General features: G+C 62.0%; 19 protein-coding genes and 1 tRNA gene. 9 read left to right on the top strand and 11 right to left on the bottom strand.

From position 1 onward, the window contains the following. Position 1 precedes the first annotated feature (1 nt). The 6 genes from WEU32_RS14060 (at position 2) to WEU32_RS14035 (ending at position 12606) form a co-directional block, all read left to right on the top strand. A complete protein-coding gene (locus WEU32_RS14060; protein ID WP_406852330.1) occupies positions 2–442 on the top strand; it encodes a nuclear transport factor 2 family protein in 441 nt (146 codons plus the stop codon). 176 nt (positions 443–618) lie between these two features. After that, entirely contained in the window at positions 619–1929 is a 1311-nt protein-coding gene (locus WEU32_RS14055; RefSeq protein WP_406852329.1) for a TolC family protein, read from the top strand. 2 nt (positions 1930–1931) lie between these two features. Continuing rightward, on the top strand, positions 1932–4064 hold the full coding sequence (locus WEU32_RS14050; RefSeq protein ID WP_406852328.1) for a type I secretion system permease/ATPase: 2133 nt from the start codon (positions 1932–1934) through the stop codon (positions 4062–4064). Beyond that, positions 4057–5244, top strand: a complete 1188-nt coding sequence (locus WEU32_RS14045; RefSeq protein ID WP_406852327.1) for an HlyD family efflux transporter periplasmic adaptor subunit — start codon at positions 4057–4059, stop codon at positions 5242–5244. The genes WEU32_RS14050 and WEU32_RS14045 overlap by 8 nt, the downstream gene beginning before the upstream one ends. 26 nt (positions 5245–5270) lie before the next feature. Then, positions 5271–7130, top strand: coding sequence for a LuxR C-terminal-related transcriptional regulator (locus tag WEU32_RS14040; RefSeq protein ID WP_406852326.1), 1860 nt, complete (start codon positions 5271–5273; stop codon positions 7128–7130). 331 nt (positions 7131–7461) lie between these two features. Beyond that, positions 7462–12606, top strand: coding sequence for an Ig-like domain-containing protein (locus WEU32_RS14035; RefSeq protein WP_406852325.1), 5145 nt, complete (start codon positions 7462–7464; stop codon positions 12604–12606). Positions 12607–12667: 61 nt separating this feature from the next. Here the strand turns inward: WEU32_RS14035 and WEU32_RS14030 are convergent, their stop codons facing one another. The 8 genes from WEU32_RS14030 to WEU32_RS13995 form a co-directional block, all read right to left on the bottom strand. Next, the gene (locus WEU32_RS14030) at positions 12668–13189 is read right to left on the bottom strand and encodes a rhodanese-like domain-containing protein (RefSeq protein WP_406852324.1); all 522 of its coding nucleotides are present in this window, start codon (positions 13187–13189) and stop codon (positions 12668–12670) included. Between the two features lie 2 nt (positions 13190–13191). Further along, on the bottom strand, positions 13192–13512 hold the full coding sequence (locus WEU32_RS14025) for an ArsR/SmtB family transcription factor (RefSeq protein WP_406852323.1): 321 nt from the start codon (positions 13510–13512) through the stop codon (positions 13192–13194). Positions 13513–13653: 141 nt separating this feature from the next. Beyond that, positions 13654–13738 (bottom strand) — tRNA-Leu (locus WEU32_RS14020). A gap of 123 nt (positions 13739–13861) precedes the next feature. Further along, positions 13862–14869 (bottom strand): fumarylacetoacetate hydrolase family protein, encoded by a 1008-nt coding sequence (locus WEU32_RS14015; protein WP_406852322.1) that lies wholly within the window; start codon positions 14867–14869, stop codon positions 13862–13864. A gap of 69 nt (positions 14870–14938) precedes the next feature. Continuing rightward, the gene (locus tag WEU32_RS14010) at positions 14939–15208 is read right to left on the bottom strand and encodes a hypothetical protein (protein WP_312139243.1); all 270 of its coding nucleotides are present in this window, start codon (positions 15206–15208) and stop codon (positions 14939–14941) included. Between the two features lie 43 nt (positions 15209–15251). Further along, on the bottom strand, positions 15252–15725 hold the full coding sequence (locus tag WEU32_RS14005) for a methyltransferase family protein (RefSeq protein WP_406852321.1): 474 nt from the start codon (positions 15723–15725) through the stop codon (positions 15252–15254). After that, a complete protein-coding gene (locus WEU32_RS14000; RefSeq protein ID WP_406852320.1) occupies positions 15726–16832 on the bottom strand; it encodes an isoaspartyl peptidase/L-asparaginase family protein in 1107 nt (368 codons plus the stop codon). Between the two features lie 51 nt (positions 16833–16883). Beyond that, complete coding sequence (locus WEU32_RS13995) at positions 16884–17090, bottom strand: hypothetical protein (protein ID WP_312139238.1); 207 nt, start codon at positions 17088–17090, stop codon at positions 16884–16886. Between the two features lie 196 nt (positions 17091–17286). Here WEU32_RS13995 and WEU32_RS13990 point away from each other — a divergent pair, with 196 nt between their 5' ends. The 3 genes from WEU32_RS13990 to WEU32_RS13980 are packed head-to-tail and all read left to right on the top strand — an operon-like array spanning position 17287 to position 19067. Next, positions 17287–17865, top strand: coding sequence for a YqaA family protein (locus WEU32_RS13990; RefSeq protein WP_312139237.1), 579 nt, complete (start codon positions 17287–17289; stop codon positions 17863–17865). Between the two features lie 47 nt (positions 17866–17912). Further along, positions 17913–18452: a disulfide bond formation protein B gene (locus tag WEU32_RS13985; RefSeq protein ID WP_406852319.1), complete on the top strand. Its 540-nt coding sequence runs from the start codon at positions 17913–17915 to the stop codon at positions 18450–18452. A gap of 24 nt (positions 18453–18476) precedes the next feature. After that, positions 18477–19067 carry a demethoxyubiquinone hydroxylase family protein gene (locus WEU32_RS13980; protein ID WP_406852318.1) on the top strand — a complete coding sequence of 197 codons (591 nt, stop codon included), beginning with the start codon at positions 18477–18479 and terminating at the stop codon, positions 19065–19067. On the opposite strand, the gene WEU32_RS13975 is transcribed toward WEU32_RS13980, so the two are convergent. The 3 genes from WEU32_RS13975 to WEU32_RS13965 form a co-directional block, all read right to left on the bottom strand. Further along, positions 19064–20050, bottom strand: coding sequence for an esterase-like activity of phytase family protein (locus WEU32_RS13975; protein ID WP_406852317.1), 987 nt, complete (start codon positions 20048–20050; stop codon positions 19064–19066). The genes WEU32_RS13980 and WEU32_RS13975 overlap by 4 nt on opposite strands. Then, the gene (gene cobT / locus WEU32_RS13970; RefSeq protein ID WP_406853461.1) at positions 20047–21921 is read right to left on the bottom strand and encodes a cobaltochelatase subunit CobT; all 1875 of its coding nucleotides are present in this window, start codon (positions 21919–21921) and stop codon (positions 20047–20049) included. Before cobT ends, WEU32_RS13975 begins: the two co-directional genes overlap by 4 nt. Before the next feature lie 101 nt (positions 21922–22022). After that, positions 22023–24860 carry a M16 family metallopeptidase gene (locus tag WEU32_RS13965; protein WP_406852316.1) on the bottom strand — a complete coding sequence of 946 codons (2838 nt, stop codon included), beginning with the start codon at positions 24858–24860 and terminating at the stop codon, positions 22023–22025. Between the last annotated feature and the right edge of the window lie 87 nt (positions 24861–24947).

The following is a 24947-nucleotide window of genomic DNA, read 5'->3' as shown; positions in this document are numbered from 1 at the left end:
TATGCTGACAACCGAAACCATGCTGAATCCCAAGGCGCTGGAAAGCCTCAACCGCTGGCACCGGCTGGTCGAGGAAAAGAACATGGACGAGCTGGATGCCATCCTGCATCCCGACGCCGTGTTCCGCTCGCCCATGGCCTTTAAGGGCTATGCCTCGGCACCAGCGGTAAAGCTGGTGCTGTCCACGGTCATTCAGGTGTTCGAGAACTTTACCTATCACCGCAGTTTTGCGGGCGATGACCGCAGCAGCATCATTCTGGAATTCAGCGCCGATGTCGGCGGTAAATCTCTGAAGGGTATCGACATGATCCGTTTCGATGATGACGGAAAAATCGTCGATTTCGAGGTCATGGTGCGTCCGCTGAACGGGCTTCAGGCCTTGGGCGCAGAGATGGGCGCACGTCTTGGCCACCTGCTTCCGGCCTATAAGGGCGCAGGATAAACGCCACTGAAGTAACAGGCATTCTAGGTCGCCGGAGGGTTCCGGCGGCCTTTTTTATTTCCCGCCACAGGGGAACCCTAGCTGTTCAGCAAAGTTAAGCTGCAAACCGAAAATTGAGATTTCAGTGTTATTCAATGTATTCGAATCAATCCTAGTGGTGCGTTCAAGGGGGCCCCATGAACTGGAAGATACGGAATGTTGCCGGCGTTTCGACTGCGGCTCTGATGCTGATATTATCTTCCAGTCAGGCGGTTTCTGCCGCGCAGGTTGTGGCGTCCTCCGCACAGGCTCCGCAAGCCGCCGATGATACCGAACTGGCCGCTGCCGTCCGCGAAGCCCTGATACGCGACCCCGATGTGCGCATGGCCCGCGCCGAAATCGAGGTCGCCGAGGTCGAGGGTAGTATCGCCCGCAACGGCTATCTTCCCGCCATTAATGCCTCGGCAGGGCCGGAATCCTCGGGCGTCGGTTATGACGTGACTGTTTCCCAGACCCTTTATGACTGGGGGCAGGTGCGCTCGAATGTGGACCGTACCGATGCCCTGACCTCGCGCCAGCAGACGCAGATGGCGATCACCCGTGACGATGTGGCGCTTCAGGTCACCGAGCAGTGGCTGGATATTGCCGGGGGTCGCGCTCAACTGGCCCTGATCCATGACCATCTGGAACGCCTTGGCCGTTTGCAGAACATGGCGCAGGAACGTGTGGCGGGCCGCTTTTCCGATCAGGCCGAGTTGGGGCGGGCCAATCTGGCCGTCTCGACGGCGTCGGCCCTGCGTGCGCGTCTGAACGGTGAACTGGCCGAAGCCGAGCAAATGTTCACTGTGCTGGTCGGGCGTGAGGCAGGCAGTGTGCGCCTGCCGCAACCCACCACTTTTTTGATCCCGCTACGCGCACCAGCGGCACTGGAACAGTCGATTGTCGCCTCGCCGCTTTATCGCCGTTCGGTGCTGGAAGCCGAGGCCGCCGATGCCACATTCCGCGAGTCACAAGCCGCCCGTTATCCGCGTCTGGTTCTCGAAGGCTCCGTCATGCGTCGCGAGATCGGCGGGCGTCTGGTGGATGACAGCGCCATCGGCCTTCGCTTGCGCATGAACACCCAGCAAGGGTTTAGCACCTTCCAGCGCCCGCGCCTCGAAGCCGCCCGCCGCGATGCCGCCCGCCTCGGGGCCGATGGCGCTGCGCGTGATCTGAAACGCACCCTCAGTTCTCTCGTCGTCAACGACCGCGCGCTCGAAGACCGGATTGCGGCCCTGTCCGATCAGGTCACCCAGTCGGGCGCGGTTCGCACCGCCTATGCCGAACAGTTCATTGTCGGACGCCGCGACATTCAGGACCTAATCGTCATGGAGAGCGAATATTTCGAGGCCGAGCGCCAGATACTGGAACTGACGGTCGAGCGTCTTCGCAACCAGTATAGGGCGGCGGCGCAACTGGGGCAGTTGGCCGACAGCTTTGTGGCTGGCGGCGGGACGGTAGCGCACTAGTCATGTCCCGCCCTCTCCCCCCAGAGGTTGATCCACTCAGAGAAGGCCTCAGCCTTCTGGCTGCTGAACTGGGCGTTACCGCCTCGGCGGCCATGCTGGGCGATGGTCTGCCGCTGGATAATGGCCGTCTGCCGCTGGATCAGGTTCGCCGTGCCATGCGTCGGGCGGGCCTGTCGGCGCGGGTCGTGCCGCTGCCGCTGGACGATGTACCAGACGATCTGTTCCCGACTCTGATCCTTTTGCGCAATGGCCGCTGTCTGGTGTTTGCCGCCCGCGAGGACGATGTGGCGGTGGTGCTCAGCCCCTTCACCCATGGTGGAGCGCAGAAAGTTTCCATGGAGAAACTGCGGGCGGCCTATGCGGGCGACATGGTGTTTGCCCGCCCCGTCTATGATGGCGATAGCCGCGCCGAGGGCTATGCCCGGCCCAAGAAACGTCACTGGCTGAAATCGACGGTGGCCGAGGCGTGGCCCGCCTTTGTCGAGGTCGGAGCGGCGGCCATCTTTGCCAACCTTCTGGCGGTCGCCTCTTCGCTGTTTGTCATGCAGGTCTATGACCGGGTGGTGCCGACCTCCAATTTTCCGACCCTGTGGGTGCTGACCACGGGGGTTGTGGTCGCCATTCTGGCCGAGCTGTTGCTGCGCACCTTGCGTTCGCACCTGTTGGAGGCCACCGGAAAGACGCTGGACCACAAGCTGTCCTCCCGCCTGTTCGAGCAGGTGATGTCGGTGCGCCTGTCGGCCAAGCCCGGCTCGACCGGTGCCTTTGCCTCTCAGGTCAAAGAGTTCGAGACGGTGCGCGAATTCTTTACCGCCTCGACCGTTGCCGCCATCAGCGACGCGCCCTTCATCATCTTCTTCATCACCATCATCGCCATTCTGGGTGGGCCTGTGGCCATCGCGCCTCTGGTCGGCGTGATCATTATGCTGGTTCCGGCCCTGCTGCTACAGGGCAAGATGGCCGAGCTGTCGCGGGCCAATCTGCGCGAAGGGGCGGTCAAGCACGGCCTGCTGCTGGAAACTGTCGACAATCTCGAAGGCCTGAAAGCCGCGCGTGGCGAAGGTCGCAACCTGCGCCTGTGGGAAATGCTGTCGAACCAGTTGGCCGATAGCGGACTGAAGAACCGCAACCTGTCCATGGCCATTTCATCGCTGGGCTCGTCAGTCCAGCAACTGACCTATGTCGGGGCGGTGGTCATTGGCGTCCACCAGATCGCGGCGGGCCATATGACCATGGGGGCCTTGGTGGCCTGTTCGCTGCTGGTATCGCGGGCGGTGTCGCCGACGGCACAGTTTACCGGCATCATGTCGCGCTGGCAGCATGTGAAGGTGGCGCTGGAAGGGCTGGACCAGTTGATGGAGGCCCCGACCGAGCGCCCGCAAGACCGCCAGTTTACGCGTAAGCCCGACCTGACCGGTCACTATCAGCTACAGGGCGTCGAGGTACGTTTGTCGCCGGATGCCCCGCCGGTGCTGAACCTGCCCAGGCTTGAAATCAGGGCGGGCGAGCGGGTGGCCCTGATCGGCGGCAATGGGGCGGGCAAGTCTACCCTGCTGCGCCTGTTGTCGGGTCTCGGTGATGCCACGGCGGGCAGTGTGCTTCTGGACGATATTAGCCTGCTCCAGATCGAACCGGCGGACCGCCGCCATGCCATCGGCTTCCTGCCGCAGGATGCGGCCCTGTTCCATGGCACCTTGCGCGAGAACCTGACACTGGATGGAGGTCGGCACAGTGATGATGATCTGATCGCGGCGCTCGACGCTGTAGGACTGGGCGGATATGTGCGCGCCCATCCGCAAGGTCTGGACCTGCCACTGGTCGGGCGCGGCAGTGTCTCCGGCGGTCAGCGTCAGGCCATCGCCATCGCCCGCCTGATCCTGCAAGACCCGCGTATTGTTCTCATGGACGAGCCGACTGCGGCCTATGACCAGAACAACGAACGGCGTCTGATCCAGTATCTGTCCGGCTGGCTGGAAGGTCGCACAGTGGTTATCGCCACCCATCGCCGCACGGTCTTTGCCTTGACCCATCGTGTCATCGCCCTGTCGAATGGCAGGGTGGTGGGCGACGGAATAGCGGCGGCCACAGCACCGGTTACGGCCCTGTCCGGCTTGCGCAAGGTGGCCAATGTCTGATCGCAGAATAGAACGCCAGATCCGCTGCGCCCTGGCCGATACCCGAGAGGGCGAGGCCCATCCTCTGGCGCGCCCCATCCTATGGGCCTGTGTCGGGGTGGTGATTGTTTTCATCATCTGGGCCGCATGGGCCAAGGTGGACGAGGTGGCCCGCGGCGAGGGCAAGGTGGTCCCCAATAGCCGCGTTCAGGTGATCCAGAGCCTTGAGGGCGGCATCCTGTCTGAACTGCTGGTGCGTGAAGGTGAGGTGGTCGATGCCGGTCAGCCTCTGGCCCAGTTGGACGATACCCGCTTCACTACGGCCACGCAGGAAACCGCCTCGCAGGTCAAGGCTCTGACGGCGGCGATTGCGCGTCTGGAGGCCGAGGTTCTAGGCTCGACAGCCATCACCTTCCCCGATGCCATCCCTGCGGGTGATCCGGTGATCGCCTCCGAACAGGCCCTGTTCCGCGCGCGTCGCCAGAACCTGAATGCGACCTTGGCCGCCCTGTCGTCCGAAACCGATTATGCCCAGCGCCAGCTCAACATCGTCACGCCCTTGGCCCAACGCGGCGTGGTCAGCGAGGTCGAGGGCTTGCGTCTGGGCAAGGATATTGCCGCCCTGACCGGTCGCCAGACCGAGGTGCGTAACACCTATATGCAGGAAGCCTATGCCGAACTGGCGACGAAGAAAGCCGAACTGGCGGCCGAGTCGGAAATCCTCAACCAGCGCCGCGACCAGTTACAGCGCACACGCCTGACCGCCCCCGTGCGCGCCCGCGTCAACGAGATACTCGTCACTACGCGCGGCGGTGTGATCCAGCCGGGCGAGCCGATCATGCAACTGACCCCCGTGGATGACCAGCTTCTGGTCGAGGCCCGCGTGCAGCCGCGCGATGTCGCCTTCATCCGTGAGGGTATGCCCGCCAGCGTCAAGATCAGCGCCTATGATTTTACCATCTATGGCGACCTGCCGGGCCGCGTCGAACAGATCAGCGAGGACACGCTGGAAGAGGACACGCCGCGCGGCAAGATGGCCTATTACAGCGTGCTGATCCGTACCGACCGTGCATGGCTGGAAAAGAACGGCCAGCGTCTACCGATCCGCCCCGGCATGGTGGCGCAGGTGGATATTCAGTCCGGTGAGCGCAGCGTCCTCAGCTACCTTCTCAAACCCTTGTTGAAAGCCCGTCTGACCTAGGGCTGCGTGGCCCGCAGTGTGTTCGTATGTCCCAGAAACCCGCGCCATCTGCCCGCAAGGGGCCGCCTGTGAAGGACAATCTTCCGGTCAATCCGGCGCATCGCGAACTGCTGCAACAAAGGCAGGGCTTACGCGAACTGGCGACCGAGCTGAGCCGTCATATACGCCCCGATACCTATCCCGAGGCGGCCCAGCTTCAGGCCGTGCTGCGTTTCATCCTGCCCTCGCCCTTGCCGATGGCCCTGATCTGGGGCGAGGACGAGCATCTCTATTTCAACGCCGCCTTCGCGGCCTTGCCAGGCATGGGGCAGGTGGCTCTCGGCGCGGTCCTGCCCAAGATATCCCCCTTGCGTGACTGGTTGCGCAAGTCTGCCCTTGGCACATGCGAGATCGCCTTGACCGACAAGGCGGATGATGATGACCCGCAAAGCCACTGGTCGGTTCACAACTGGACCTTTGCGGACGAGACAAAGCCGATAGAGGTGTTGACCCTGTTGCCCCAGACCCGCCGGGTGCTGGCCGAGCAGGCCTTGCGCGCCAGCGAGGAAACTCTGGTGACGTTGATGGACCAGACGCCGCGCCTGTTGTGGCGCTGTACCCCCGAGGGGGTTCCCGTGTGGGCCAACCGGCGGGCGCTTGACTATCAGGGACAGGCCCCCGACGCGAAGGTCTGCTGGTCCGACATACTGGATACGCACGATACGGCCCGTCTTGTCGGTGCCTTTGCCGACCATCGGCACGACCGCAGAGGTTTTGCCCTGCACATGCCGCTCAAAGCGGCTGATGGCCGAGCCTTGGTCCATCGGCTCCGGTTCAGCCCGATATTCGATTCCGAAGGCCGGATCAGTGCCTGGGCCGGATCGGGGCTGGAGATTGACGATTGGCACAACGGCTGGGAGGCCATGCGACCGCCGTTCGATCTGGTGCCGGGCCGTCACGATGTGATCTGGACCATGGGTGTCGCTGAGGACGCGATCCGGACTCTGGATTCTCAAACAGGACAGGACTGGGGACCGGGGCTGGAGGGGCAGCCGGTGGCGTGGCACGAATGGTGCGCCGCCATCCTGCCCGAAGAACGCGAACTGGCTCTGGCCATTCCCGACCGGGTCCGCGCCGGTGGTATGGCACAGGTGACACTGGGGCTGGCTGTCCCTTCGGAACAGTATCAGGCGGTGGCGCTCTATGTGTTTCCTATCGACCCCGGTGCCAGTGACGGGGGCCGCATTGGCGGCATGTTCCGCCCCGTCCGTCACAGGGTCGAGCAGCGGGCCTATTGGGTGCGTATCGGTGGTCCCGACCTGCACGGTTTCGAGGAACAACGCGCGGCCCTGCTGCAAGATCAGGTTCGGTTGCTACAATTTGACGAACCTGCGACCTTTGTGGCCGTCTCGCGCGACCTGCAACCGGGGGCTGTGATTTTTCAAGCTCCCGCCGAGCCGCAACGCCTGTTCGATATTCTGGAAGAGCTGAACCTGTCGGCGCGTGAAGTGCCGTGGTTGGTGACGGGGATGCAGGCCTATCCGCTGGAAGCGATTGTGCGGTTGATGCGGATGGGGGCGAGCGATGTCCTGTCCGTGAATACCGGCCCGCGCATCGTGACCGAAGCGATCCGCACAGCAGTTTCCAAGGTGCGCCACAAAACACCGCCGGTCCCCGAGAGCGTGACCGATAACAGCGTGCAGGACAGGCTGTCCGAGCTAAGCGAGCGCGAGCGTCAGGTACTGGACGGATTGCTGGCGGGCGGTACCAACAAAACGATCGCCCTGCAACTGAAACTCAGCCCGCGTACGGTTGAGGCGCACAGGGCGCGTCTGATGGATCGTCTCGGTGCCAAGTCGCTGGCCGACCTGCTGCGCGTCGCAGGTGAGGCGGGCTTCAACCGCTAAAATCCTTATTGATGCAGTCTGTGCGCTCTTTAAGCCACAGACATGACAGCGAGCCGAAGCGTGTTCTTGCAGCCCCAAGGACGGGATGAAAGGGCATGGGGATGCCACAAAATGTCAAAATTGTGCTTTGAAATGATTGCCTTACCGGCACGTTGCCATGCCGAAATGATGCCGGGTCATGTTCGCGTAGTGATAATAATTACCTATATTTCCAAGTGGTTACGGAGAAGTACCTAGTAGTTGTACGCAGCAACGTATCGGCGTTCGGTAAAGTTTATCGCTCTAGCATGCCTGTAATAGGGCCGTTTTTAGACTGTTAATGGAGCGCTCGATGCAGACCCCCACTGCGAAAGCCATGACCGTAGAAGCCAAACTGGCAGCTGCAAACCAACCCGTATCCCAAGTAGGCACAATCGAAACCACTGGCCGAATCGACGTTACCGCAGCCGAGAGAATCTACCTGCGTATGTATGCGGGAACCGTCGCCAGCATGGTGCGTGAAGGTGAAGATCTGATCGTGGTCGGGCCGGACGGAGAGGTTATGCGTCTGGTCGGTTTCTATGAGGGCTTCGAGCCGCGCCAGCTTCTGCTTATGGATAATGAAGGTGGTCTGGTAATGATGGAAACATCACGGGCTATCACCGATGGCCCGATGCCTGTCTATTCGACCGGTGTGCTGGAACCGTCTCCATTTGAAGGGCTGACCCACGGCGAGGGCGGAGATGCAATGGCGGCTCTGGCCGGTGGCGGTGTCGGTGCCGCCCTGGCCGCCATTGCCGGTCTGGGTATTGCGGGGGCCGTCTATAACCTCGTCAATGACGACGATAATGACCCTACCCCGCCGGAATTGCCCGACACGACCGCGCCCGCAGCGCCGGGCAATCTGCAATTCAGCCCTGATGGCAGCAAGCTTGGTGGTACTGCCGAGGCCGGATCAACCATTACGGTCCGCGATGCCTCGGGCAAGGTGATCGGTACAGGCACGACCGGCAGTGACGGTCGCTTCGAAGTCACGCTCAGCCCGCCACTTATCAATAATGAAAAGGTGACGGTCACCGCCACCGATCCGGCGGGCAATATCTCCGGCCCTGCCGATGCTACGGCCCCCGACCTTACCGCACCCGCAGCCGCAAGCAATCTGGACGTCAATGATGACGGCACTGTTCTGACCGGCACCGGCGAACCCGATACCACCGCCAAGGTCTATGCCCCGGACGGCACCCTGCTGGGTACCGCCGAGGTGGGCGCAGACGGTACGTTCAGCATCACCTTGCAACCGGCTCAGGTGGACGGTGAAACGCTGAAAGTCACCCTGACCGACGATGCGGGCAATGTGTCCCCCGATGCTTCGGCCATGGCCCCGGACCTGACCCCTGATGGCAGAGACATCGACGCACCGACCCTGACCATTCCCGAAGCGGTTGATGGTATCGATGATGCCGAAATCGCTGACGGTATCCAGACTGTCGTGCGCTTTGGCAAAGGGGCCGAGGTCGGCGGCAAGGTTGTTGTTACCATCGACGGTGGCCCCTCGGTCGAGCATGTTCTGACAGCTGCCGATATCGCGGCCGGTCAGGTCACCGTGATTCTGCCCGACAATCTGGCCCACGGTAGCTACAGCGCCAGTGCCGTCGTGTTGTCTCCTTCGGGTGAAAGTTCTCTGCCCTCCGCCAGCTTTGACTTCGATGTCGTTCCCGGCGGCAATGTTGGGCCAGATGGGGTGGTGGTTAGTATCGCGGCCATCGCTGGCGATGACGTTGTGAATATTGCCGAGTCGCAAGGCTCGGTCACACTGACCGGCAGCGTCGCCAGGGTCGGGGGCTTCCGACCCGGCGGCACTGTCGAGATCGAGGCAAACGGCACCACCTATCGCGGCCAGATCGCTGCGGATGGCACATGGTCTGTGTCTGTTCGCGGTTCTGACCTGACGGGCGGCACGCTGTACGTTAAGGCCGATATTACCGATAATGACGGCATAGCGCGTGAAGGCACCGGCACACGCGACTACGCGCTCGATCTGGTTCCCCCTTCGACACAGGCCCCGACACTGAGCATTTCGGGGGCGGATGATGGCGTCGTGACGGGGGCTGAACTGGCGGCGGGTCTGGACGCAGAGGTCGGGCTGCCACAGGGCGCATCGGCGGGCGATACGGTTGTGCTGACCCTCACCGTCGGCGGCAGCCAGCAGGAGATCACCCACACCTTGTCCGCCGCGGACATTACAGCAGGCAAGGTCACCATTGCTCTGGGTAGCGATTTTGGCGATGGAGATTATGTCGTAACCGCCGAACTGCGCGATCCGGCGGGCAATCCGTCGCCATCGACCAGCGCGGGTTTTGAAATCGACGCTGTGGCGCTGGATGTCGGCGCTTCGATTGCGGCGGTCAGCGAGATGGATGCTTCCATTGCCGCAACCGGCCAGATTGCCATTACCGACGCCACGGCCAATGCCACCATCACCCTCAGCGGGCCGACCGCGAGCTTTACCTCGCGCGGCGAGACCATCAGCTGGCAGACGGCCAATAATGGTGATCTGATCGGTGTCGCCGGTGGTCGCACGGTCCTGACGGTATCGATCGCAGCGGATGGCAGTTATCGCGTGGAACTGGCTGATGGTATCGACCATCCATCCGGAGCGGCGAATATTACCCTGCCCATTACGGTGACGGTTACCGATGGTGCGGACACGGCCACCGGCGCGATCAATGTCAATGTCGCCGACGGCATGCCTACAGTGGCTGCACCGATGACACTGTCTCCGACCCAACCGGGCCTTTTGAGCGGCACTCTGGTCACCGATATGGGACTGGATGGCGGCCATATGGAAACGGTTACGGTGGATGGCCTGACCTTCACCTACGCGCCCCAAAGCGGAACGGTGGCCGTTTCGGGATCTTCCAGCACGGTCCTGTCACATAGTTTCGAAGGCCAGACCCTGACGGTCACCACCATCCGTGGCGAAACCGTCCAGATCGATATGGCCACAGGGGCCTATAATGTGACGGTCACGGGCCGCGAGGCTCAACCTGTGGCTGACAATGATCCTTTTGCCAGCATGGGCAAGCCCGGTGGTCTGCTGGGTCTTGTGGACGCGAATGTGCTGGATGTGATCAAGCTTGAAAAAGACCAACTCTTTACAGCTTCTGATCTCGACAATGACCTTCAATCTATCGAGCTGAGCTATAATGCCTTGGTCGGGCTGGGTGGCGGAAAATTCGTCTATGACACCAAGCTTGCCGCCGAGTTGGGCATTGATGTTGTCGAGGTGAGCTACTCACCGCTGCTGCTGGCCCACCACACCATTCGCATTGAAGCGACGAATGGCGGGACGCTGGACAACTGGAAACTCAACGAGTTCCTCGGCGCCCTGACCATGGGTGGCGGCCTATTGGCGGTCGATCTGGCGTCCACCTTCAGCATCAAGGCTACGGATGCACAAGGCAATCTGGTCCAGATCAATGACTTCACTCTGGCCGATGTTGCGGTCGGCGGCGGCGTGATCGGTACCAGTCTGCCGGCACAGTTCATCAGTGGTAGCGACACTGCCGAGACGCTCTCGGGTAGCAACGCTCTGGATAACCGCATCTATGGCTATGGCGGCGATGATCGTCTGGAAGGCGGCGCGGGCCGTGACATCCTGCGCGGCGGTTCCGGTAATGACACGCTGCTGGGCGGTGACGGCAATGACATCCTGATCGGCGGCACGGGTGCCGATACCCTGACCGGCGGGGCAGGCGTCGATATTTTCCGCTTCGAGCGCGGCGATCAGGCCAATGCCGGCAGCGTGCCTCTGGATACCATTCTCGACTTCAACAGTGCGGGTATAGGCCAACAGGGCGACGTTCTTGACCTCGGTGACTTGCTGCAAGGTGAAGGTCGCGTGGGCAACAGTGCCGGTAATCTCGCCAACTATCTGCATTTCGAGAAAACCGCCGATGGCACGGTTATCCATATCTCCACTACCGGCGGCTTTGCTGGAGGCTTCAGTGCCACCAATGCGGCTGCCACCGACCAGCGCATCCTGCTCAAGGGTGTGGATTTGACCGCAGGGTTTGATAGCGACATCGCGATCATCAACGACCTGTTGGCCAACAACAAACTGCTGGTGGATGCCAAGACCTCGGCCAATCCGGCCAGCCATGGCGATCTGCAGATCGGCGGCACTGTGGTGGATGGTGACGGCGATCGCGGCAATAGCTCGGTCACGGTGGATGATGATGCCGTCGGCTCGGCGGCGGGCAATACGGTGCCGACGGTCGGTGCCGCCGCCGAGAACACCTTGGGTATTCTGGGGGGTAACCTGCTGGGCTACAAGCTGGACAGTCAGGACCTGCTGGTGGCCGATGCCGACAATAATCTGGCCCGCGTCACGCTAGAATATGCGCCCTTGCTGGCGGTCAATCTCACACCGCTCAGCTTCGCCTATGATCAGGCCATGGCCACCGCTCTGGGCTATGAGGTGCGTGTCACGCAGTCCGAAGGCGTGCTGGGCCTGATCGCCCCGAGAGCCAAGATCGAGATTTTCTCGACCACGGGCGAGCCGTTGGACAATGCCGAGATCAATGCCTTCCTGCAGTCGGTCCATGTAGTCGATCTGCAAGGGGGCCTGCTCTCCAGTTCGCTGCTCAGTGTTGGTCTGCTGAACGCTATGAACCTGACAGCACAGGATGTCTGGGGTGAAAGCAGCAGCGCCCTGATCGGGTCGTTCCTGAACGCCAACCTTCTGACCACCATAGGCGGTCCCCAGGGCGGTGCGGGACTGTTCGGTCTGCTGGGGGCTACCGAATGGCTGGGCGGCACGGATGGTCTGGAGGCGCTACCGCTTGACGACTTGGCCGACCTGGTTGGCAACAGCCTTGACGGGACTGTGGTTCGTGACTTTGCCGACAGCCTGCAAGCCCATCTGGAGAACGGTCTCACCGATGGTCACATCGCAGACTTCGTCGGTCAGGTTCAGGCCCATCTGGACAATGCGTTTGCGGGAACACCATTGGAAGACTGGATGCAGTCGGCGCGTGACCAACTGGATGCCGAGTTGATCTCGGGCTTTGTCGTCGATGTTCAGGCCGAGCTGGCGACACGTTTTGCAGACAAGGCGGAGATGCTGGCCGATTTTGGTGCGCGTGTTCAGGCCCATCTGGAAAGCGTCAATCTGGACCATCTGCCCGACCTGATGGGTCATCTGCTGGATGGCGGGCGGGATGCCTCGCTAGTTGATGGTTTGGTCGGCGATGTGCAGGGGGGCCTGGATGGGCTGTTGGGAAGTCTTGGCTTCTCGGCCGACCAACTGCCGTTGAACGAACTGGTTGACAGCCTGCTGGATGACGATGATGGCCAGTGGCTGACGGATGCAGTCGAGAATGTTCTTGATGCAACAGGGACGGCCTTCTCGCCGGTCTTTAGTCAACAGGTTGATCTACCGGTCTTCTCTCCAGTTCTGGAACCGCTGGAGGATCTCGTCGTGCAGCTATTCTAGGTTTTACAAACGCAAGGAAAAGGCGGTGCAAATCCGGCACCGCCTTTTTTATGTTTTGAGTTTAGGCTTTCCTGCGGTTCCATGGGGCATAGGCCAGAATGCGGGCCATGCCACAAAATCCGGTGCTGCCCGCCACAAACAGACCCGCCCCGACAAAGGCACTCAGGCCATAGAATGCCGGATGGACCAGCGTACCCAACAGCACACCCAGCAAGATCAGGCCACCGGCAATCATCTGGACCTGACGCATCATGTCGATGGGCTTGGACTTGTCGATACGGGTGGCGAAACCGGCCTTCTTCCAGCCGTCCACGCCGCCTTGGAGCACATAGGCCGGTACGCAGGCGCAAGCGGCCAGACGCTCGGTATTGGCGCCGGTGCGGTTCCCCGAGCGACAGGTGAAAACAAGGGTCTTGTCCGTGCGCGCAAGCGCATCGGGCAGGGCCGACAGCGGCTGGCTGCGGGCTCCGGCAATATGCTCGCGGGCATATTCGTCGGCCTCGCGAACATCGACCAGTTCCACCATGCCCTTGGCCATCATGTCCGAAAGCTGGGCGGGAGAAAGGGGGGTGAGTTTGCTCATGATTATTCCTCGGGCGGGCAATAGATGTCGGCCAGTGTGGCAATGATCTTGGCCACGGCCGGATTTTCGATGCGGTAGAAAACAGCCGTCCCCTCGCGACGTGCAGACACCAGCGCGTCTTCACGCAGACGGGCCAGATGTTGCGACAGCGCGGACTGGGACAGGCCGATATGCTGTTGCAGTTCCGACACCTGCATCTCGCCATCGCCTAGCTGGCACAGCACCAGCAGACGGTGGGGGTTGGACAGGCATTTCAGCATGGCGGCGGCTTCGCCCGCGCGGGCTTCGAACTTGTCGAGAGCGGTAGGGAAACTATCGGTCATGGCTGCAATATATTCAATTATTCTAAATTAGCAATATCTAATATATTGAGCGTGAAAAGGACGCCGAAACGGGGCGTTGAATCACGCAGCGTCGCGCAGCGAAGCGACCGCCTGATTAAATCTGTATTTTAGGGAAAACAGTGGTGCCGGTGGTCGGACTCGAACCGACACTCCTTGCGGAACCGGATTTTGAGTCCGGCGCGTCTACCAATTCCACCACACCGGCACGGTCTGGGAAGGAGGCGCAATCTAGCGATGGCTTCGCTGTGGTCAACGCTAAATAAACAAAGACGAAAAGAAAAAACGCCGCCCGTGACAGGCGGCGTTTTGGATGCTGCTCGCTTCGGGCTCAAACCTTGGTGACGGTTTGCTCTATGGCCCCGAAAATCGAGTGGTGGTTTTCATCCAGCATCTCGATGCGGACGACATCGCCATATTTCAGGAAGCCGGTTTCCGGCGCACCCTTCTGGATGGTTTCGACCATCCGCACTTCGGCGATGCAGCTATAACCCAGACCGCCTTCGCTGACCGGTTTGCCGGGGCCGCCATCCGCATCCTTGTTGGACACGGTGCCCGAACCGATGATGGTACCGGCACACAGGGCGCGGGTCTTAGCCAGATGCGCGATCAGAGTGCCAAAGTCGAAGGTCATGTCCACACCGGCATCGGCCTTGCCGAAGGACTGGTCATTGATGCTGACCAGAAGCGGACCATGCAGCTTGCCGTCCTTGAAGCGATCCCCCAGTGCGTCGGGCGTGACGAAGACGGGTGACAGGGCGCTGGCGGGCTTGGACTGAACAAAGCCGAAACCCTTGGCCAGTTCGGCGGGGATCAGGTTGCGCAACGACACATCATTGACCAGACCAACCAGCCGGATCGCGCCCAGGGCTTCCTCGCGGCTGGCCCCCAGTGGTACATCGCCGGTCACGACCACGATCTCGGCTTCGAGGTCACAGCCCCAGGCTTCGTCCTTCAGCGGTACCATATCGCGTGGCGACAGGAAGCCGTCCGAGCCACCCTGATACATCAGAGGATCGGTCCAGAAGGTCTGCGGCATCTCGGCATTACGCGCTTTTCGGACCAGTTCGACATGGTTCACATAGGCCGAACCATCCGCCCATTGATAAGCGCGCGGCAAGGGGGCCGCCGCTTCGCGTTCGTGGAAGCGGCCACGCGGCACCGCTTCGTTTTCGAGGCTGGTGGCCAGAGCACGCAGTTGCGGCTCGCAACGCTCCCAGTCATCCAGCGCTGCCTGAAGCGTCGGGGCAATCAGAAAGGCGTCCGTGAACCAGTTTAGGTCATTGGAGACGACGACGAGGCGGCCATCGCGGCCATGCTTGAGCGAAGCGAGTTTCATGAATCGAAGCTAGTCGAGACAAGGGTGGTTTGAAAATGGCCCCCATGCCGCTCACGCAAGATGTGATGATCAGGCTTGCGGAGGACCGATGACCGCGCGGGCTTCGGCTCCTGTCTGCAGGGCAGGGTCCCGCACCTCGACCTCGATAACGATCCCGCCACCCGGCTGGCCGTTCTCCCACAGATAGCGGCGCTCTACCTCGACCTCACGGCCAGAGGGGGCCATCGCCTCATAGGTGTCACCCCACGGAGTGATCTTTTTCATCTCGGCAAAATGCAGGCTGCACGCCGCATCCAGCTCTTCCAGAGCCATTTCCGACAGTTCGTTTTCAGTAGTCATGCGGCCCATATAGGGCGTGACCCACGTTTGTGGAAACGTCCTGTCAGATCCAGCGGCGCACCTTTTGACGATAGGCCTCATAGGCCGCCCCGAAGACGGCCGCCAAATGGGCCTCTTCGCGGGGAATGACAAAGCGGTCGATCACAATCAGGCACGGGACCACAAGACCCACAGCCACCGGCGAATCCATCGCTAAGGCAAAGCCCAGATAGGTCAGGGCAAAACCCAGATAGATCGGGTTGCGCGTATAGGCGAACAGCCCGCCGGTCAAAAGGTTGGACGCCCCCTTCCACGGCTCGACCGCCGTCTGGTGGCGGCGCATCTGCCCCGCTGCCAGACCGTCAAACCCCAGACCCACCACGATCAGGACGATGGCCAGTCCGCGCCTGAGCCCCTCGGTCAGGCCCAGTGTAAAATCAGGGCCGACCTGCTCGATCCCCCATCCTGCCAGCAGGAACATAAGAAAAACCAGAGGCGGCGGAAATTTCACGCCGGGCGAGGTGCGCGGATCGGTCATTTATTTCTCTTCGTCGGCATAGATGGCCACGCGGGGCGCAGACGTGCTGGACACCGTGGCGCGATACATACCCGAGGTGTTCATGGCAAAGGCGACTGTGCCATCGGGGGCAACCGCAATCACGCCGCCATCACCGCCCAGACGCCCGACCTCGGCAATCTCGGCCTCGGCTGCCGCTTGCAGCGACTGGCCGCCCGCCGTGCCGTGGCAGATATCGCGGGCCACGGTGGCGCGAATGAAATACTCGCCCGCACCCGTTGCCGATACAGCGCAGCCGTCGGCATTGGAGGCATAGGTGCCCGCGCCGATCACCGGCACATCCCCCACACGACCCCAGCGCTTGCCCGTGGTGCCGCCCGTCGAAGTCGCCGCCGCGATGCGTCCGCTCTGGTCCAGAGCCACCGCCCCGACCGTGCCGAACTTGCGTTCATCCAGCGGCGCTTCATGCAGGTTGAAGGCCAGAGGTGCCGCCGGACCTGCTCTCAACGGCGCAGGTGGTACCCCTTCGGGACGTGCAAGGATCGGCTCGCCCCGATCACGCAGGGCTTTCTCCAGCGCCTGCCAGCGGCTTTCGGTGAAGTAATAGGCCGGTGCCACCTGCTCCAACCCGACCGAGGCGGCAAAGGTTTCGGCCCCCTCGCCAATCAACATGACGTGCGGCGACTGTTCCAGCACCGCGCGGGCTGCCCGCACCGGATTGCGCGTGCGTGTCAGACCCGCCACCGAGGCTGCATTCAGATTGGTGCCGTCCATAATGGCGGCGTCCAGTTCGTTCTTGCCTGCCGAGGTAAAGACCGCGCCCTTACCGGCATTGAACAGCGGATTGTCTTCCAGTACCCGTACCGTGGCCTCGACCGCATCCAGCGCCGATCCGCCCGCTGCTAGCACAGTCTGTCCGGCTTCCAGCGCCTGTTGCAGACCCTGACGGTAAAGCGCGTCGCGTTCGGGAGACAGGCTGGCGCGCTCGATCACACCGGCCCCGCCATGCAAGGCCAACGCCCATTGCCCTTGCGGTGCCGCGTCCTGTGCTTGAACCTGCCCCGCAGCCAGCGCCGCCAAAACCCCGAAAGCGATCGCTCGCGCAAACCCCAAAGCCGAATGTTGCATAACCTGTCCCTCCGCTACCTTATTCGGCCATACGGCGCAGACAGCGCTTTGTCACCCGTTGTGGGCTTCGCTGCCGGATTTGTGACGCAGACGACAGGCCAGATGGAACACCGCAAACGGCACAAGGGCACAGCCCAGCGCTACCGCCATAATCACCCAGAAACTGCCCTGTAGAACCTGCACTCCCAAAAGCCATGCCCCAAGTGCGGCACAGAGCGGGCTTAACCACGGAAACCAGTGCGGGGCTTTAACAGGCATGACAGGCTCGAAAGACAAAGACCGCACAGGCGGCGCGTAATCCGGACACACCGGACAAAAGCAAAGCTATGCCGATGGCGCGTCGGCGACAAGAGTATGGTTTGACGCGGACGGGACGTATCGTCGCCTCGCTCTGATGCATGGCTCTTGCTATGGAGAGATATAAGTGCGGCGCAACAGGCCTGCCGGAGTTTCCATGCTGCGTAAGCTTTATGACTGGGTGTTCTCGCTGGCCCGCCACCGCCACGCCACGCGTTCACTGGCCGTGGTGTCCTTTGCCGAAAGCTCGTTCTTTCCGATCCCGCCCGATGTGATGCTGGCCCCGATGGTGCTGGCCAAGCCGGACCGCGCCTATTTCTATGCCACGGTCTGCACCATCGCTTCGGTTTTGGGCGGTTTGTTAGGCTATGCCATCGGCTATTTTCTGGAGCCTGTGGGCATGGCCATCCTGTCGACACTGGGCAAGGCCGATACGTTCGAGGCCTCCAAGGCCCTGTTCCAGAAATACGGCGCGTGGGTGATCATCATCAAGGGGGCAACCCCCATTCCCTATAAGCTGATCACCATTTCGGCCGGTGTCTTCCAGTTTAATCTGGCCTTGTTCCTGATCCTCAGTGCGCTGACCCGCTCGGCGCGGTTCTTCCTTGTCGCCTTTGTTCTAAAGCGTTGGGGGCCGCCCATGCTCAAGATTGTGGAACGCCGTCTGGCCCTGTTCACCGTGCTGTTCCTGATTGTGATGGTCGCGGGGCTGGTGGCTGTGAAATTCCTGCACTGATGCAAGATGGATGACGGCATGAAAATAGCCGTCTAAGACTGTCCGCCATGAAGCGCCTTTATTCCATTCTGATGCGCTGGTGGACGGTGTTCGCCTTTGTGATCTCAGCCGCCATGCTGGCTGCCGCCCATGCGTTCGAACGCTTTGGCGGGCTTGATCCGTGCAATCTGTGCCTCAAGCAACGCGAGGTCTACTGGGCGGCTCTGGCCGTATCGGGGGCAGCTACTGCCTGGCACCTGATCAGCCGTTCGCGACGCGGCACGCCGCGACTGGCCGCCTTTGTGCTGGCTCTGGTCTTTATTACAGGGGCCATTACGGCGGGCTTCCATGCCGGTGGCGAACAGGGCTGGTGGGCGCTTCCGGCCACCTGCATGGCGGGAAATCCTGCCGATATCGATTATGGCAACCTTGCCGGTATCCTGAACGGTACGGTCGAGATTGATCCGATCATCTCGTGTGGCGATATCGCATGGAGCTTTATGGGCCTGTCGATGGCGGCATGGAATTTCATCGCACTGGTGCTACTGTCGGTCTTGAGCCTGCTGGCGGCCAAGCGTCCCAAAGACGCCCGCGCCCCCAGAAACTAGGCCAAAGGCGTAGAGAGTGTCCCGATGACCCAGACCCCTGACAGCATAGCCGATGCCCGCCGCGTGCCCTTGCCGCGTCCGGGACCGGGTGCGCCGCAGCGCCGTATGGCCGAGATGCTGCGCGTGGATCATGCGGGCGAGTTTGCGGCCGTCCACATCTATCGCGCCCAACGCGCCATTCTGGGCGACCGTAAGGGCATGGAGCAGATCACCGGCGACCTGACCGAGATGGAAGGCCACGAGCAGGTCCATCTGGATCGCTTCAACGCCCTTCTGAACGAACACAAGGTCCGCCCCACCGCGATGATCCCCGTGTGGAAGATCGCCGCCACGGTGCTGGGCGCAGGGACCGCCCTCATCGGTGAAAAGGCCGCCCATGCCTGCACCGAGGCCGTCGAGAGCGTGATCGAAGAACACTATGCCGACCAGATCAAAGAGATCCGCGATCGTGATCCTGACCTTGCTGCCGAACTGACCCAGTTCCGCGAAGAAGAGCTGGCCCACCACGATCACGCCATTGCCCATGGCAGCCGCGAGGCTCCGGCCTATCGCCTGCTCAGCAGCGTCATCAAGGTCGGCTGCAAGGCTGCCATCAAGATCAGCGAACGTATCTAGGGCGTCACATCAAAGGCCAGCATCAGCGTGCGCTGGAGCGGGTTTTCGTTATCGTCCGACAGAATATAGAGGCGGGTCTTGCCGCCCCGTTTCGTGGCGGCAATGCCTTCGAAATTATCGGTGGTGGCGGGCAGTTTCAGCTCGACCAGAACCGGACCCAGAGCGCCGTCCTCGTCCATGCGCCGCACCCGCGCGCGCATATCCATCGGCGGGGTATAGGCACGCTGCACGACCCACCAGCCCTGACCATCCGGGTCACGATCCATGCCGGTGGTGCGATAGTCACTGACCTTTAGTGGTTCATCGGGCGGCATACGCACCAGCGTACAGGTCGGCTCCGAAACGGTGTGGCAGTCCCAGATGCCGCCAGTTTCACCCCCGACGCGCCATTTCGAACCGGACGAGGCCAAGGCCTCCATCCCTTCATTACCGCCAAATGGCCAGACGGGCCGCACCACGCTTGTGGGCAGGCGCATATCGTCCAGCGGTCCATAGTTCCAGATGCGGTGGTTGCCCTCGAAACTGACCAGCAGATCGCCATTGGCCAAGATGGCCAGCCCCTCGGCATCGCCATCGATCTTTTCGGTAATCGGCTGACCGTCGTTCAGCGTCAAGCGACGGCTGCGCCATTGGCCCAGTCCAATCAACTGGCCCGCCGTATCCAGTTCGATCCGGCCTCGCACCAGTTCGCCTTTGTCGGACACCGCGACAAAACCGTCTGTCCCGACCAATTTTAAATCCGATAGACTGCGCACCGGTGACAGGGTGGGGGTCAGAACCTGCACCCCGCCCGCAAAGCGGACACCTTCGGCCAAGTGACTGCCCAGTGGCAGGCCAAGACCGATGATGCGGGTATCAACCTCGGTGCTCTGCCACGGCGAAGCGGGGCCTATCTCCAGCCACGGCTGGCTGGTGATCGCTGCGCCCGCACAGGCCGCCAGCGCCAGACAGGACAGGGCCGCCAGATAAAGCCTGCGGTTCATGCCGCCTTCTTGCGCCGCGCCGTCGCCTTGCTGGCCACTGTCTTGGTCTCGAACAGTTCGGCCAGTTTTTCGGTCATGGCACCGGCCAGTTGCTCGACATCGGTGATGGTCAGGGCGCGCTTGTACCAGCGGGTCACGTCGTGGCCGATACCGATGGCCAGAAGCTCGACCGGCGAACGGTCCTCGATCTCGGCAATGACATGGCGCAGATGCTTGTCTAGATAAAGCGCGGCATTGGCCGACTGGGTGGAATCATCGACGGGCGAACCATCGGAAATCACCATCAGGATACGGCGCTGCTCGCTGCGGGCCATCAGGCGGTCATGCGCCCATTGCAGGGCCTCGCCGTCGATATTTTCCTTCAGCAGGCCCTCGCGCATCATCAGGCCAAGGTTCTTCTTGGCGCGACGCCATGGCGCGTCACCGGCCTTGTAGATGATGTGGCGCAGATCGTTCAGGCGACCGGGATTGGCGGGTTTGCCCTCGCTGATCCAGCGTTCACGGCTCTGGCCACCCTTCCACGCGCGGGTGGTAAAGCCGAGGATTTCCACCTTCACGCCGCATCGTTCCAGTGTGCGCGCCAGAATATCGGCACAGACCGCCGCCACCATGATTGGACGGCCGCGCATCGAGCCGGAATTATCCAACAACAGCGTGACGACCGTATCGCGGAACGGGCTTTCGCTCTCCATCTTGAACGATAGCGGGCTGGTCGGATCGGTAATCACGCGGGTCAGGCGCGCCGTGTCCAGCATCCCTTCTTCAAGGTCGAACATCCACGAACGGTTCTGCTGGGCCATCAGGCGGCGTTGCAGCTTGTTGGCCAGACGCGACACCACACTGCCCAAGGATGCCAGTTGCACATCCAGCATGGCCCGCAGCCGGTCCAGCTCCATCGGGTCGCACAGGTCGGCGGCATCCACCACCTCGTCAAAGGCGGTGGTAAAGGCCTTGTAGAAATCGACCGCGCGGCCATCATCGGCGCTCTCGGTGCGATTGGGCATGGCCCCTTCGCTCAGCTCGGGATCTTCCTCGCCCGGCTCGCCTTCGGGATCGGAAGGACGGCCATCGGGGCGGGTCTGGCGCTCGTCTTCGGCGTTCTGGTCGTCGCTGGATCCATCCAGTGATTGACCGCCTTCGGCCTCGCCATCCTCTTCCTGCTCGTCCTCGTCGGGGGCGTCCTGCTGGGCCTCGTCCGGTTCGTCCTCACCCTCGTTCTCGCTCTCGTCGGGTGTATCGGCAGACGAAGCCTCAAGGTCCAGTGCCCGCAACAGATCGTTCAGACGACGCGCAAACAGGGTCTGGTCGTCGGCACTTTCGGCCAGAGCGTCCAGTTGTGCGCCCGCCCGACCTTCCAGATCGATACGGATGCGATCCACCATATCGCCCAGACCATCGGGTGCGCGTGTGCCCAGCAAACGCTCGCGCAGCATGATGGCCACGGCCTCGGCCAGCGGCACCTTGTCGGCCTCGGCCCGCAAGGCCCCCGTGCGCTCCAGACGGCTGACCAGAGCCGCCCGCAGGTTTTGGCGCACACCGGCCAGCTTGCGCGCGCCAATGGTTTCCACCCGCGCCTGTTCCAGCGCGTCAAACACCTCGGCGGCGGTGCGGTCCACCGGTCGCGCCTTGGCGTCGATAGCGGGATCATGATTGGCCAGTTTCAGCGCAATACGGTCGGCCTGACCGCGCGCGGTCGCCTCTTCCATGGCGCTGGGATTACGCGGCGGGTGCGGCAGGGTCAGGACATTGCCGACCAGTTTCGGTCCGTCCGAGGCAAAGTGAACCTCCAGCTCCGGCTGCTCTGCCAAAGCCCGCGCTGCATGCGCCAGCGCCCGCTTAAAAACTTCCTGTGGTGTCTCTGGACCGGCCATGGCCCACACATAGACGATGCCACGCCAAGGGGAAGGGGGCAGATGGCAAAAGGGGCCAGCCTTGCGGCTGACCCCTTCATTCATCGAGCCTTTGAAGCTCCTTAGTCGATGGCGCGAACCTCGACCGGCAGACCAAGGGCCTCCAGTTGCGGCTTCACCTTTTCGGCGTCACCGACGACAACCCAGACGAACTTGGTCGGGTCGATGGCGGCCTTGACGGCGGCGTCCATCTGCGCGGCCGTGGTCGCATTGATGCGGGCGGCCAGACCTTCCTGATAGCTGTCGGGGCGGCCATACAGGCTGTTGGAGCGTAGGGCACCCAGCACGGCATTGGAGGTTTCATACGAACCGGCCAGCGAGCGGGTATCACCCTTGATGGTGCGCTCGTGTTCTGCCGGCGTTACGCCCTCGCCGCCGAGGAAGCGGTTATACTGGTCCAGCAGGGCCTGAACCGATTCACCCGTGCGGTCGGCCTGAACCGGCGCATTGACGATATAGGGCGAGCGACCCTGATAGGTCATGATGCTGCCCCGCACGCCATAGGACCAGCCCTTGGTTTCGCGCAGATCGGCATTGATACGGCTCATGAAGTCCGTACCCAGAACCGTATTGCCCAGACCCAGCACCAGATTGTCGTCAGTGCCCGAAACCGGCAGGACCTGACCTCCCATGATGATGGACTGTGGCGACTGCGGACGGTCGATCAGCACGATACGGGCCGAGGTCTGCGGCAGCGGTGCCGAGAAGTCCTTGACGCCCTTGGCCAACGACGGTGCACGCCAGTCACCAAAGGCCGCGTTCAGCTGCTCTGTCACCTGTGACAGCGGCAGGTCCGAAACCACAAACAGCTTGGCATTGTCCGGACGGATCCAGGCCTGATACTCGCCGACCAGATCTTCGCGCGTCAGGGCGGTGATGACTTCCGGTGTGCCCGAACCGCTGCTCGGGCGGCCATAGGGGTGGGTTTCGCCATAGACCAACGAAGGGAAGGCGCGGCTGGCCAGAGCGGCCGGCTGGGTCTTCTCGCTGGCCAGGCGGGCCAGACGCTGGGCGCGGATACGCTCGACTTCCGAAGGCGCAAAGGCCGGATTACGCAGCACATCGGCAAACAGGGTCAGCGACGGCTCCAGATTGGTGCTGACGCTGCTGAGGCTGGCCACAGTGCGGTCCATGCTGGAGCCAAAGCCGAGCGTTGCACCCAGACGTTCCTGCGCCTCGGCCAGAGCCAGACTGTCGCGCGTAGTCGAACCTTCTTCCATGACGTTCAGCATCAGGGTGTGCGCACCCAGACGGTCGGCACGGTCGGCGGCAATACCGGCATCGAATTCCATTGCGATACGCGTCACCGGCACGGCGGTCGAGTGCACATAGACCACCTCGATACCGTTCGACAGGGTGGCGCGTTCCACGTCGGGGAAGTCCACATTCTTGACGTCACCAATCGCCGGTGCCGGATCACGCTGGACACGCACGATTTCTGCGGCCGGTGTAGGTGTTGCGCCCGACGGCGTCGCAGCGGCATCGACATAGGCCTCGCGCTCGCCCGGCAGCACGGTCTGGCTATAGACCGGACGGGTCAGCCAGCGCTGCATGGCATCCTTGACCTGCTGCGGCGTCACAGACGCATAGCGTTCCAGCTGCTTCTTGTAGTGATCGGGATCACCGGCATAAAGTTGCCCCTCGGCCAGAACCGAAGCCTTGCCATTGGCCTGTTCCAGACCCTGAATGGTGCGCGACGCATATTGCGTCACCACGCGGTCAATCTCGTCCTGCGTCGGGCCGTCGGCCATCAGTCTGTTGAATTCGGCATCCATTTTTGCCGCCACAGCCTCGTGGTCCTGCCCGGGTTTCACCGTCACCGAATAGGAGAACATGCTGACGCGCTGGAACACCTGATTGCCCGCCGAAACGCCCGACGCCGTCTGGTCACCCCGCACCAGAGCATTGTCCAGACGCGAGCTGTTCAGACCACCCAGAACCGAGGCCGCAACGCTCAGCGGCACCGTATCGTCATGCAGCATACCGGGCGTGACCCAGTTGCGGCTGACACGGGCCTGCGCCACACGGTCGTGCAGGGTCTGTGAAACGGGTGCCGCCAGTGTCGGCACATCGGCGGCCGCAGGCGTATTCACCGGACCGGCCTTGATGCCACCGAAATACTTGCTCACCAATTCGCGGGCCTTGGCCTCGGTAATGTCACCCGACAGGACCAGAACCGAGTTGTTCGGGCCATAGTTGTCGATGAACCACTGGCGCACCGTGTCCATGCTGGCGGCATCCAGATCGGCCATCGAACCGATGGTCGAGTGGCGATACGGATGGCCCTCTGGGAACAGGGCTTCCAGCGTGGCATAATAGGTCAGGCCATAGGGCTGGTTGTCGCCCTGACGCTTTTCGTTCTGCACAACGCCGCGTTGCAGGTCCAGAACCTCTTGGCTCACCTGACCCAGCAGGTGGCCCATGCGGTCCGATTCCAGATACAGCGTGTATTCCAGTGCGGGCGTGGGCACGGTCTGGAAATAGTTGGTGCGATCAAACCAGGTGGTGCCATTCAGGGCGGTGGCCCCTGCGGCATTCATGGTCTGGATGTGCGAAGACGGGCTGTTTTCCGAACCACCGAACATCAGGTGTTCGAACAGGTGGGCAAAGCCGGTCGAGCCCTTGGGTTCGTCTTTCGAGCCCACATTGTACCAGACGCTGACGGCCACGACCGGAACTTTGTGGTCTTCGTTGACCAGCACCGTCAGGCCGTTATCCAGCTGGAAACGCTTCCACGGAATGTCGACGCGTGCGATCAGGTCCGCCACCGGCGCACCGCGCAGTTCCTGCGCTTGAGTAGAGCTGGCCGCAGCCGGAGCCACCGCCGTATGGGCCAGAGCCGCCGGAGCCAGACCGGCCATAAGGGCCGCAACAGCGGCAGAAGTCGCTAGACGACGCATAAGGTTTCCCCTCGAAATGAGTTTGGGCGAACCTTAACCGCCATATTCCTACCCGCAATGCGACAGGGTGCTTCCTGTCCAAATGTT

The sequence above is a fragment of the Brevundimonas sp. BH3 genome (assembly GCF_045345115.1).
GTDB lineage: Bacteria > Pseudomonadota > Alphaproteobacteria > Caulobacterales > Caulobacteraceae > Brevundimonas.
The sequence above is the reverse complement of the archived record's forward strand: the minus strand, read 5'-3'. Positions and strand labels throughout refer to the sequence as shown.